The following is a 12,109-nucleotide window of genomic DNA, read 5'->3' as shown; positions in this document are numbered from 1 at the left end:
CTTACACTGATTATTGCCACCTTTCTTGTTATAAGTGGGCAGGTTGTCGCACAGGAATACGATGACATGTATTTCACACCTAAAGATCGTAAAGCGAAGAAAAAGCTCATGGCAACTAATTCTGAAGACTTAATAGTCGAAAACATTCAGACCAATTTTAAGGATGTTGACCCAAATGAGAGCTTCTCTCAAAAAAATGTCAATCCTGAATATATATCCCGTTATTCGGCTGACGAATATGAGAAAAATAATGGCTATGATGAAGATGAGTATTATGTAGAAGATGACTATTCGGCTACTGATGCTTATATAAACAATGCCAACTATGCTGTAAGGGACTATCGTGGTAATTACTCATATTTTAATGATTACTCTGATATTTTCTGGAGTGATCCGTTTTACTATCAAGGAACAATCTTTGATCCTTTGTACCGCCCTTACTATGGTGGCTTTTATCGTCCTGCATTTCGTCCTGGATGGTCAGTTTCTATTGGATTTGGCACTGGCTGGGGCTGGGGATATAGTGGCTGGAGAAGCAGCTGGGGTATAGGATACGGCTGGGGCGGTGGCTATGGCTGGGGTGGTGGATTTTATGACCCATGGTGCAGCCCATATGGTGGATTTTACAATTCTTTCTACTCACCCTATAACCGAGTAGTAATAGTCAACAACTATGAGTCCAGAGGTAACAGATCATTTACAAGAGGCTCAGGTCCTTCAAGATCAAATAGAACTGCCTACAATGGCAGATCATCTGCAAGTCGTTCAAGATATTCGAGTACTGTAGACAATGGGCGAACTAATGGGCGAACCGCCAGTAACTCTACTAGTGTAAGAAACAGGTACTCTGATAATGTAAGTAGCAGATCAAGCTACTATAGAAGGTCACAAGGATCAAGCTCTGTGGATGGTTCATCTTCAGGCACAAATTCAAGATCGACCTATAATGGTAGAACATCTGGTTCTGAAAACACCAGAACATACTCAAGACCTTCTACAGAGAGCAGATCAAGATCTTACGGTAGTTTTGATAACTCAAGATCTACGAATAGCACCAGATCTTATGGAAATACAAGGTCAAATAGCTCAAGAAGCTATGGTAATAGCAGAAGCTCTGGCTCAAGGTCTAACTGGGGCACTCCTAGTAATTCAGGAAGAAGCCGATCTGGCAGTTTCTCAACCGGTGGCAGCAATAGAAGTTCTGGTAGCAGGAGTGGCGTATCTTCTGGCAGCTCAGGGTCAGGAAGCAGAAGTGGTGTATCTTCAGGAAGTTCTGGCTCAAGAAGCAGTGGTTCTAGATCATCGTCAGGAAATTCCAGATCATCTGGTGGATCAAGAAGAGGTAATTAATAGCTTAAACACTATTAACATGAAATTAAAATCAGCGCTTATTATTATAAGCATGGCAACGCTTTGCGTGAATTATGGCCATGCACAGGATGCAAGTGACTTTGCTGGCACCGCACTTCAGCTGAGTCAGACTAGTCCGGGAGGAACAGCACGAATACTTGGCCTTGGTGAAGCTCAGACAGCTTTAGGAGGCGATATAAGTGCCGCCTCCTCCAACCCTGCGGGGCTAGGTTTTTTCAATAAATCAGTGTTTTCATTTACTCCATCATTTAATTATTTAAATGCATCCTCAACATATCAAGGTACTGAAATATCTGAGGGAAGGTTAAATTTCAACTTTGCAAATCTTGGTGCGGTAATTAAAAATAATAATGGTTCTGGGAAATTTAAAGGTGGAGCCTTTGGAATAAGTATAAACCGAGTGGCAGATTTTCAAAACCAAATTAGGTATGAAGGTAATAGCTTTAACGATGTTGAAATAGACTCAGAAACTGGAGATAGAATTATAATTTTTGATCCTGAAAGACCTGCTGATTTTGTTGAGTATGCAGCCTTGAGTTCTTATGTAGATAATAATGGCAATATCGGTTTTGATAATGACTTTGCAGAACTGGCCTACGAGACTTTCTTGATTAGCCCTTTTCAAGATGGAAATGGTAATTATTTTGTAGACAGGGATTTCTATGCTATTGACCAAAATGGCGATTTAATTATAGATGACAATGGCAACGTTGTACCAGCTTATAGCGAACCTAACTTTCCTGTTTACCAAAGCGAAACAATTGATTCTCGGGGCGCAGCCTATCAAACCTCAATAGCCTATGGAGGCAACTATGACGACAGACTGTATTTCGGAGGTAACATTGGCATCCTTACAATGACCAAAAGGGTGGAAAGGGAGTATATTGAAAGGCCAACAAATGCCGACTTAAACAATATCATTCTGGAAGATAATTACGAGCAAAATGGAACTGGTATATCTGCCACTTTTGGATTAATTGGTCGTCCCATTAATACTTTATTAGTTGGTTTAAGTTATACTACCCCGTCTTACTACGTAATTGAGCAAATACGGGATATTACCCTTACTGCTAATTATGCTGGGAATGTGCAAGAGTCGTACGGATTTGACTATGAACCATTTGACTATGTAGTAACTACACCTTCAAGACTGAGACTGGGTGCAACTTACTTTTTTGGTAAGCTGGGTTTTGTTACCGGAGATATAGAAACAGTAAATTATTCTGGAGCCAATTTATCAAACCCATCTGCGGGAGAATCTTTCTCTAATGAGAACAATATAATAAGTGGCTATAAATCAAGCATAAATTACCGCTTAGGTGCTGAGTTTAGATATGAAATATTCAGATTCAGAGGTGGTGTTTCTATGCTTGCTGATCCTATTGATGACAATGTAGATCAGGGTCAACTTAAGTTTAACTTTGGTGGTGGAATAAGAACTGAGGATTTCTTCGCTGACTTAACTGTATTAGCCTCTCAGGGAAAAGAATCGGTGGTATCTCCTTACCCTGGGCAACAAGCAGTAGTTAATAACCGCAATTCAGGATTTGCCTTTACTTTAGGCTTCTTTTTCTAAAAGCCTCATGACTTCTGATGAGGATATATTAGTGCCAGTTATAGTAAAGTGAGCCTTTTCATAAAACACCCTTCTTTTATAAAGGGTGTTTTTTATTTTTTCAGTTAAACCCACACCACTCAACAAGGGCCTTTCTGTAATGTTTGATGTATGCAGCCGGTCAACTAATGTAGTTTCTGGCACATCGATAAATACTACAGTCCCAACTTCAACCATTCTATCCATATTATCAAAGAAACAAGGCGTTCCTCCACCTGATGACATGATAAACTTAGAATGATCTGAAAGAAATTTTTTTACAGCCTCAGACTCAACTTTTCGGAAATACTCCTCCCCTTCATCTTCAAATATTGATTTGATTGATTTTCCAGCACTTGATTCAATGATTGAATCTAGGTCAAAAAAGGGAAGTGATAAACTTTCAGCTATTTGCTTTCCTAAAGTGGTTTTGCCTGAGCCAGGCATTCCGATTAGTATAACCTTATCTGGTAAGCGCATTGATCTCTTCAGCTGTTGGCACATCATTATGATGCCACTTACCAAATACAATACCTTGTCTCACCAGCATTATCCCAGGGTTTGATCTAATCATCGCCTTCAGTACAGTTGCGTCTGTCAGATAGTATGGAACAGCCAATTGATACTCATGTCTAAAAGCTTCAAATTCAGCCTCTCCAGAGGAAGTAAGCACCATTGGCTCTGCATTTTCTAAACCCTCTATTAAAGCATTTATTTGATCCATCTTTTCTTTATCGTCAAACTCAGTGTTATAGAAAAGTAGAAGCAGTTTATTTCCTGTAAAGGTCTCCTCAGTAAAATCTTCACCTTCAACACTCACCACCTGATAGTCCGTAATTTTAGCCGTAGATGCTTTTTCGTTAAGCACCCTGGAGCTCACATATTTATACCCTTCATCAGCACTTAAGAATTTCAAAGACTCTATCTCTTCACCATCCTTTTCAAAAGTATATTGAAGAATGGGACTTTCCTCAGGTATCATTTTCTCTGGTATGCTATTGCCAATTTTGTATGGTCTAAAATCAATATAAGGCAAATGCATAATAGCCACAACGCCAACTATAACGCTGATTATGGTTGTTCCTCCAATAATTATTTGTGACAACCTGTTTTTCAACATTGGTTCGTAACTGTTACGGTACCAAAACAGATGTGCTACAAACACCATCAGAATAACATCTTTATAAAAAGACTGCCAAGGAGTTAGTGGTATAGCATCACCAAAACATCCACAATCAGTGACTTTGTTGAAATAGGCTGAGTAAAAGGTGAGAAAGGTGAAAAACAACATCAGCGACAGCATCACTGTCATTGACAATTTCATTTTATAATTGATTAGTACTGCTACACCCAATACTAGCTCGAGCACGATCAAAATCATCCCAATAGGGAGTGCCAGGGGAATAAACCATTCAAAGAAAGAGCCAAAATCGCTGGAAAACACTTCAAAATATTCTTCTAGTTTAATTTTGGTTCCAATAGGATCATTCAGTTTAATCAGTCCCGAGAAAATGAACAACCCACCAACAAATACCCTTGAGAATATATCTATAATCTTCTTAAACATCTTAAATAAAGTTTGACTTAATCAACGCAAATACTGAATAGTTAAGCATGTCTTGGTAATTAGCCTCCACACCTTCAGAAACCAATGTAGCGCCTTCATTATCTTCTATCTGCTTAACCCTGAATAATTTCATCAATATAATATCGGTAATGGAGCTCACACGCATTTCTCTCCAGGCCTCTCCATAGTCATGATTTTTATTCTGAAGTAGGCTTAAAGTATCTTCAACAACTTTATCATAAAGTGGTTCCAGCTCGTCATAAGAAAGGCTCATTTCTTTATTGTCTTTAAGCCTCAACTGCAAAATAGCTATGATGCAATAGTTGATTATACCAACAAACTCGTTGTTGATGTCCTCCCCAACTTTTTGCATTCCCTTATCCTGGATTGACCTTATTCGTTGGGCTTTGATGAATATTTGATCTGTTATGGAGGGTAATCTTAGTATTCTCCATGCAGTACCATAATCTTTGGTTTTCTTTTCGAAAAGCGCTTTACACTCCTTTATTACCTGTGTATATTCGCTTACTGTTTTGTCTATCAACGCTGAATCCTTTTATAACAAAAACTGCTTTAGAAGTGGCGCAAGATACATTTTTTTCGAGTAAAAAGACACTTAACCTTCGCGGAAATCTAATATCATTGGATAGTCCTTTGGTAATGGGAATTCTTAATGTAACCCCTGATTCATTCTATAGTGGAAGCAGGGTAAAAGAAGGTGGCAATGCCATCTCCATAGCTAATAAAATGATCGATGATGGGGCCTCTATTCTAGATATTGGAGGATACTCATCAAGACCCGGGGCTGAAGACATCTCAGTTCAGGAAGAAATTGACAGAGTAGTGCCCGTAATAGAATTGATTAAGTCCACACATCAGGATACTTATATTTCCATTGATACTTTCAGATCATCGGTGGCCAGAGAAGCTGTAAAAGCAGGAGCTGATATAATTAATGATATTTCGGGTGGTAATTTAGATGAGGAAATGTTCGATACGGTTACCCAGCTAAATGTTCCGTATATATTAATGCACATGAAAGGAACACCACAAAACATGAAAGCAGAGGCTCATTATGAGAATCTGCTTTTAGAAATGCTGGATTACCTTCAAGGAAAAATTTCAGATCTGCAATCAAGAGGGATTAAAGACGTTATTATTGATCCGGGTTTTGGGTTTGCAAAAACTATTGAGCAAAATTTTCAGCTTTTAAAATCGCTCAATGCATTTAAAATGCTTGAACTTCCAATGCTCATTGGTCTGTCGCGAAAGTCAATGATCTATAGATCATTGAATACCGATGCAGAGCACTCTTTGAACGGAACTACCGCTTTAAATATGATTGCCCTTCAGCAGGGAGCAAATATTTTGAGAGTTCATGATGTAAAAGAGGCCGTAGAAACGGTCAAATTGTTTAATTTAACGTATGTAAACTAAAAAGGTAATTTTAGATTGATTTTTCTGTTTAGCATAGGATTTTTAGAAGTTAGTTGGGTTGATATTATAGATATACTCCTTGTAAGTATTTTATTGTATCAAGTCTATAAACTTATGCGCGGAAGCGTGGCTGTCACCATCTTTTTAGGTGTGCTGTCACTTTACCTTATCTATCTGATTGTAAGAGCTGCACAAATGGAGCTTCTGGGGTTGATTCTAGGCCAGTTTATGGGTGTTGGTGTGCTTGCAGCTATCATTTTATTCCAGCCAGAGATACGAAAATTCTTACTCTTAATCGGAAAAACTACAGACTTCAATAAGAGTACTGGATTTATCAAAAACATATTCTTATGGAAGAACAAGGAGTATCGTGAAGGTTATAATATTACACCTATTATAGAGGCTGCAAAGTCACTGGGTGGTACAAATACAGGTGCCTTAATTGTTTTTTCGCGTGATTCTGAACTTAAATTCTATGCTGAATCTGGAGATATTATCGATGCATTCCTTTCTAAAAGACTTTTGCTCTCAATATTTAATAAATATAGCCCTCTTCATGATGGAGCTGTTATTATTCACAAAGGCAAAATAAAAGCTGCCCGATGTGTTTTGCCCGTATCAGAAAGTGATAGCCTGCCAGCCCAGTTCGGTTTAAGACATAGAGCTGCCATGGGCATGTCTGAAGTTACAGATACAGTTATCTTAATTGTTTCAGAAGAAACAGGACAACTTTCATTAACTCAGAATGGGAAATTGTTCAGTAACCTATCTCCTCAAGAGTTGAGAAAAATGATCAATGAATACCTGACCGCTAAGCCCGAAAAAGCAGAGGTCAGAGCTGAAACTGCTGATAAGGAAACAGCAAACAACCCTATTGGGCAAGAAGCCAAGGCGTAATCAAATCACGCCTAGTTCCTTGCCTACCTCTTTAAATGCATCAATTGCTTTATCTAAATGAGCTTGCTCATGAGCAGCAGAAATCTGAACCCTAATTCTAGCCTGACCTTTAGGTACAACAGGGAAGAAAAATCCAATAACATAAATGCCCTTTTGCAACAGTGCATCAGCAAATTTCTGAGCTAATGGCGCTTCATATAGCATTATAGGAACAATAGCATGTTCTCCAGGCTTAATATCAAAACCTGCCGCAGTCATCTTCTCTCTAAAGTATTTTGTATTGGTTTCAAGTTTGTCCCTTAAATCAGTAGTTTCGCTCAACATATCTATAACTGCTATCGAAGCACCTGTTATAGAGGGAGCCAATGTATTTGAGAACAGATAAGGCCGTGATCTTTGTCTTAACAATTCAATGATTTCCTTCTTTCCAGAAGTAAAACCGCCAGATGCACCCCCTAGTGCTTTACCCAGAGTACCTGTGATAACATCAATTCTATCCATGACCCCCCGGTACTCATGAACACCCCGTCCTGTCTTACCCATAAAACCTGTTGAATGACATTCATCAGACATTACCATAGCCTTATATTTATCTGCCAAATCACAAATCTTATCTAATTGAGCTATGGTTCCATCCATTGAAAATACACCATCGGTAACAATCATAATATGCTCAGCCCCAGCAGCTCTGGCTTCCTTCAACTTAGATTCAAGGTCTGCCATATCATTGTGTTCATACCTGTAGCGCATGGCCTTGCATAACCTAACTCCATCTATAATAGAAGCATGATTAAGAGCATCCGAAATAATAGCATCCTGAGGGCCAAGTAATGGTTCAAATACGCCTCCATTGGCATCAAAAGCCGCTGCATAAAGAATAGTATCTTCAGTCCCCAAAAAAGTTGAAATCTTAGACTCTAATTCTTTATGAATATCCTGTGTACCACAGATAAATCTTACTGAGGACATTCCAAAACCATGTGTATCAATGGTCGCTTTTGCGGCTTCAATAACACGAGGGTGAGATGAAAGCCCAAGATAATTGTTAGCACAAAAATTAATTACCTCCTTTCCTTCAGTAGTCTTAATATCAGCACCTTGAGGAGTTGTGATTACCCTCTCCTTCTTATATAATCCTGACGCTTTTATATCTTCTATTTCAGAATTTAACTTTTCCTTTAAAGTATACATATCATTTCATTTTAGGTCTTTTCATAACTGGCCTCTGCGGCTTTTTTGGCTTGTCGACATTCTCATCATCAGGTTTACTGATAACTGGTTTCCCAACTTTTTTTATAACAGGCCTTGATGGCTTTTTAGCTTCAGTGCCTGCTGTTACCTCCGCTGCTTTAAGCGTATATTTTCTTCTAATATCATTGATAAGAAAGAGCTTTTGAGCCGTAAAACTCTTAGGATGCATTTGCTCAAATTGATTTTTAAAATCATTCCACAGCTCAATGTCACCTTGCTTAAAGCAGGGTGAATCTATTTTTTTTTCTTTTAGATATTCTTCGAAACTCATTGGAGCAACAAATATATAAACTTGGTCAAGTAAAGCACGAATTGTATTTCAATCGTTTGAGTGAAATTCTTAATTTCGCAGCACTTATTAAAAAAGCTATGAACAAAGTATTGGTTATTGGTGCGTTAGGTCAGTTAGGTTCAGAATTAACACTTGCCTTAAGGGAGTTGTACGGCAAAGAGAATGTTATTGCTTCAGATTTGAAGCAACCTGAAGGCAAAATAGCAGAAGGGCCATTTGAGTTGCTTAATGCAATGGACAGGGGAAGGCTTTACGAAATAGCTGAAAAGCACGGCATAACTCAGGTCTACCACTTGGCTGCAATATTATCTGCTAAAGGCGAAAGCGATCCCAAATTAGCTTGGCAGCTAAACATGGAAAGTTTAATCCATGTTTTGGATCTTGCCAAGGATAAGAAATTAGATAAAGTGTATTGGCCAAGTTCAATAGCAGTATTTGGTCCATCAACACCACGAGAAAACACACCTCAAACTACAGTAATGGATCCAAATACAGTTTATGGTATCAGTAAGCTAGCTGGGGAAAGATGGTGCGAATACTACCACCAAAAATATGGTGTTGATGTTAGAAGCCTTAGATACCCTGGACTGATCGGTTATAAGGCTAAGCCAGGTGGGGGCACTACTGATTATGCTGTTGATATTTTTTATAAGGCATTGGAAGAAGGAAAGTATGAGTGCTTCTTATCTAAAGATACTTACCTGCCTATGATGTACATGGACGATGCTGTAAAAGCAACCATTGACTTAATGGAGTCAGATAGTGATAAGATAAAGGTAAGGTCAAGTTACAACGTAAGTGCCATTAGCTTTTCGCCTGCTGAAATTGCAGATCAGATTAAATCACAAATTGCAGACTTTGAAATAACTTACAATCCTGATTTCAGGCAAAAGATTGCTGACTCATGGCCGGATTCCATTGATGATTCGCAGGCAAGGTCAGACTGGGGTTGGAAACCATCTTTTGATTTGAAGAAAATGTCAGAAGATATTCTGAAAGGGTTATCTGAATTATTAAAGAAGTAAGTAAAAAAACAGACCAACAAAAAAGGGTGGATTCAGCAGAATCCACCCTTTTTTTTGTTTTAAAATATTTTAATAATTACCGAACCACTAGTCTGCCAGTTTTTTCAGAGCTTAGAGATGAAACCTTTACAAAGTAAATCCCTGGTTTGATATCTGTGCTCATATCAAAGCTATAATTTACACCCGTGAATTTTTCATTTAAAAGTTGCTCACCAGTCATATTGAAAACAGAAACGGTCAATATCTCTTTATCATCTGCATTGGTATAAATGGTTACCGTACCTCCATGTTTTACAGGATTTGTAAAAGTTATATTACCACTAATCAATGATGTGAAGTTTACGGCTATTGGCGCAAAAGTTTCCGAAGCTCCATCAAAGTCAGTTTGTTTTAACCTGTAGTAAGACTTACCAAATAAAGGGCTTCTGTCTACAAAAGAATAGTTCAAAGTCTCGCTACTATTTCCGGCACCGGTCACTGTTGCAACAGACTCAAAACTCAATCCATCAGATGACCTTTCAATTGTGAAAAAATCATTGTTTATCTCTGAGGAAGTTGACCACTCCAATTCAACTCTTGCTTTGTTTACAACTGCGCTAAAAGCTAAAAGTTCAATTGGCAAAGCACCATTTTTTGCAAAGTTACTTAGGGCAGGGTCATTGCTGTCTAAATCAGCCTCGTTACCAAAATATCCAGAAGGAGGATTACGATCTCCGTTAAATCGCTCTCCCGAACCTCCGGTAGTAAGACTACCTACAATATAAAAGTCCCCTCCACTAATATCTACGTCTGCGCCATTTGAAGTAGTCATATTTCTTAACACCACCACTTTACCACCAACATTATTCGCTCCTCCCTGATTGGTAATATAGTCTCCTTCCACAATCAATATTCCCCCCGGTTGTATATTAATAATTTGCTTTGAAAATAAATCTCCCGTAATTCGAAGTGTATCGTAAATGTTAAGGGTTGAGCCATTATTTAAAGTTAGGTCTCCTGCTTGAGTAATGTAACCATAAAGATTTACTACTTTCCAGGAGCCTCCAGTTGGACTTGGCATATTAGCCATCCAACTTTGGCTTTTTGACCAAATGTTTTCATCCCAGCCTCCTGTGTGGTTATCTCTGGAATTGTAAACCTGCTGTGCTTTAAGATTTAATGTGATTAATGATAACGATAGTAAAAATGAATATTTCATTGCTTATTTGATTAAGCATATCACAGAGCCATTAGAATGCCAAAATATAAAACGATGTTTAAACATAGTTTTTCGGCTTTATAACATGAAAGACTCGTTTTTAGATTCCCATATCGGGAAATACAGGCCCTCTGAGAGATTTTAATTGGATTAAACCACATTGCTTGTGCTGAAAGTCATCACATACTTTCAACACAATGAGATATGGCTTTTAATTAAAATTATTGAATTAGAAGGCGTCCGGTTTTTTCGGAATTAACGGAAGATATCCTGACAAAGTAAATACCTGGCCTGACATCAGCATCCAATTGAAAGCTATATGAAACCCCTGAAAAGTTTTGGTCAATAATTTTCTCACCAACCATGTTAAATATGGTTAATTTCAGATTTTCTGTCTCGTCAGTATTTGCATAAACTGTTACCTCTTCTCCAGATCTAACAGGATTGGTTAAAGTAATATCTCCATTGGAAAGAGAAGTGAAATCCATAGCAACAGGTGCGAAAGTTTCAGATGCTCCATCAAAATCTGTTTGTTTTAAACGATAATATGATCTGCCAAATAATGGATTCCTATCAACATAGGAATATTCCAACTCTTCTGAGCTATTACCAGCACCAGCAACAGTTGCTATTGATTGATAATTCAGTCCGTCAGATGATCTTTCAATGGTAAAATAGTCATTGTTTATTTCCGAAGCCGTAGCCCAGTTTACCAACATCATACCATTTGACTCATAAACTCCAAATGACAATAATTCTATTGGCAAGGCACTTTCAGAACACAAGCCTGAGCTAGCAGGGGCACAACCACCAGGCACATCAAATGTGGGGCAGTCTGTATCCGCTCCACAAGATGTATTACCCGCCCCGGTAATAGAACCTGCACTTATAGTTCCCCCATTACCATCTATTTCTAAGTCTATATTTCCAAAGTCTATATTTCCCCCAACATTTAAGACTCCGGATACGGATAGGAACTTGTCTTGTACTACAGAACTCAAATTCATATCCACAAAATCAACAACAGTAACAGTAACTCCATTTGGAATGATTATTTCAAGAGGATTGTTACCAGACTTATAATTTAAGGTTAAGCTGTTCAGAGTAATATTAGTATCGAATGTTACTGTAGAATTTCCATTCTTATCATTTAAATTATCCAAAATCAAATCTCCGCTAGGACATGATCCGGAATTGTAAATACTACTTAAATTAACTTGATTATCGAAATTGTTAGGAAAAGCAATTGTACAACCAGACTGAGTTTGACCACAAACCACATTTGTCGCAATTAACCCAATCAAAATAATAAAGCTCGATTTGAGATTTTTTTTAACTCTAAAAAGTATGTTCTTCATTTATATTCTAACTAATTTAAGACCCAAGTTTTGTTTTAAAAAGAGCCAAACCGCAAAGTAACAATTTCCACTCCAAACTTGAAAGCTTCATTTCAAGCATATTTGAGCCCATTTTTTAA

11 protein-coding genes are annotated in these 12,109 nt (G+C 38.0%); 4 read left to right on the top strand and 7 right to left on the bottom strand.

The annotated features are described in order from the left end of the window. The first annotated feature begins 1,096 nt into the window (after positions 1-1,096). On the top strand, positions 1,097-2,947 hold the full coding sequence (locus RIB54_RS05315) for a hypothetical protein (protein WP_350099598.1): 1,851 nt from the start codon (positions 1,097-1,099) through the stop codon (positions 2,945-2,947). Here the strand turns inward: RIB54_RS05315 and RIB54_RS05310 are convergent. The 3 genes from RIB54_RS05310 to RIB54_RS05300 are packed head-to-tail and all read right to left on the bottom strand — an operon-like array spanning position 2,930 to position 5,076. Beyond that, positions 2,930-3,445: a shikimate kinase gene (locus RIB54_RS05310; RefSeq protein WP_350099597.1), complete on the bottom strand. Its 516-nt coding sequence runs from the start codon at positions 3,443-3,445 to the stop codon at positions 2,930-2,932. The genes RIB54_RS05315 and RIB54_RS05310 overlap by 18 nt on opposite strands. Further along, positions 3,429-4,532 carry a BT_3928 family protein gene (locus tag RIB54_RS05305; RefSeq protein WP_350099596.1) on the bottom strand — a complete coding sequence of 368 codons (1,104 nt, stop codon included), beginning with the start codon at positions 4,530-4,532 and terminating at the stop codon, positions 3,429-3,431. Before RIB54_RS05305 ends, RIB54_RS05310 begins: the two co-directional genes overlap by 17 nt. A gap of 1 nt (position 4,533) precedes the next feature. Then, on the bottom strand, positions 4,534-5,076 hold the full coding sequence (locus RIB54_RS05300; RefSeq protein ID WP_350099595.1) for a DUF1599 domain-containing protein: 543 nt from the start codon (positions 5,074-5,076) through the stop codon (positions 4,534-4,536). 35 nt (positions 5,077-5,111) lie between these two features. Here RIB54_RS05300 and folP point away from each other — a divergent pair, with 35 nt between their 5' ends. Together folP and cdaA are read left to right on the top strand one after the other, a co-directional pair. Beyond that, a complete protein-coding gene (folP, locus tag RIB54_RS05295; protein WP_350099594.1) occupies positions 5,112-5,969 on the top strand; it encodes a dihydropteroate synthase in 858 nt (285 codons plus the stop codon). Between the two features lie 15 nt (positions 5,970-5,984). Beyond that, positions 5,985-6,866, top strand: a complete 882-nt coding sequence (gene cdaA, locus RIB54_RS05290; RefSeq protein WP_350099593.1) for a diadenylate cyclase CdaA — start codon at positions 5,985-5,987, stop codon at positions 6,864-6,866. Here the strand turns inward: cdaA and kbl are convergent, their stop codons facing one another. Further along, on the bottom strand, positions 6,867-8,057 hold the full coding sequence (gene kbl / locus RIB54_RS05285; protein WP_350099592.1) for a glycine C-acetyltransferase: 1,191 nt from the start codon (positions 8,055-8,057) through the stop codon (positions 6,867-6,869). A gap of 1 nt (position 8,058) precedes the next feature. Then, complete coding sequence (locus RIB54_RS05280; protein WP_350099591.1) at positions 8,059-8,388, bottom strand: hypothetical protein; 330 nt, start codon at positions 8,386-8,388, stop codon at positions 8,059-8,061. 98 nt (positions 8,389-8,486) lie between these two features. Here RIB54_RS05280 and RIB54_RS05275 point away from each other — a divergent pair, with 98 nt between their 5' ends. Continuing rightward, complete coding sequence (locus RIB54_RS05275; protein ID WP_350099590.1) at positions 8,487-9,434, top strand: NAD-dependent epimerase/dehydratase family protein; 948 nt, start codon at positions 8,487-8,489, stop codon at positions 9,432-9,434. Positions 9,435-9,510: 76 nt separating this feature from the next. Here the strand turns inward: RIB54_RS05275 and RIB54_RS05270 are convergent, their stop codons facing one another. Then, positions 9,511-10,632 carry a T9SS type A sorting domain-containing protein gene (locus RIB54_RS05270; protein WP_350099589.1) on the bottom strand — a complete coding sequence of 374 codons (1,122 nt, stop codon included), beginning with the start codon at positions 10,630-10,632 and terminating at the stop codon, positions 9,511-9,513. A 221-nt stretch (positions 10,633-10,853) separates the two neighbouring features. Continuing rightward, complete coding sequence (locus RIB54_RS05265; protein ID WP_350099588.1) at positions 10,854-11,990, bottom strand: T9SS type A sorting domain-containing protein; 1,137 nt, start codon at positions 11,988-11,990, stop codon at positions 10,854-10,856. Positions 11,991-12,109: the final 119 nt, after the last annotated feature.

It is taken from the genome of Fulvivirga sp. (genome assembly GCF_040218215.1).
In the GTDB taxonomy this organism is placed as follows: Bacteria; Bacteroidota; Bacteroidia; order Cytophagales; family Cyclobacteriaceae; genus Fulvivirga.
Note: the sequence above shows the minus strand (reverse complement) of the source record. Positions and strands in the feature narration are given on the sequence as shown.

Coding starts and splice junctions, on each gene's coding strand:
- RIB54_RS05315 (WP_350099598.1), top strand. CDS start 1,097: ATGGTAATAGCAGAAGCTCTGGCTCAAGGTCTAACTGGGGCACTCCTA.
- RIB54_RS05310 (WP_350099597.1), bottom strand. CDS start 3,445: ATGCGCTTACCAGATAAGGTTATACTAATCGGAATGCCTGGCTCAGGC.
- RIB54_RS05305 (WP_350099596.1), bottom strand. CDS start 4,532: ATGTTTAAGAAGATTATAGATATATTCTCAAGGGTATTTGTTGGTGGG.
- kbl (WP_350099592.1), bottom strand. CDS start 8,057: ATGTATACTTTAAAGGAAAAGTTAAATTCTGAAATAGAAGATATAAAA.
- RIB54_RS05280 (WP_350099591.1), bottom strand. CDS start 8,388: ATGAGTTTCGAAGAATATCTAAAAGAAAAAAAAATAGATTCACCCTGC.
- RIB54_RS05275 (WP_350099590.1), top strand. CDS start 8,487: ATGAACAAAGTATTGGTTATTGGTGCGTTAGGTCAGTTAGGTTCAGAA.
- RIB54_RS05270 (WP_350099589.1), bottom strand. CDS start 10,632: ATGAAATATTCATTTTTACTATCGTTATCATTAATCACATTAAATCTT.
- RIB54_RS05265 (WP_350099588.1), bottom strand. CDS start 11,990: ATGAAGAACATACTTTTTAGAGTTAAAAAAAATCTCAAATCGAGCTTT.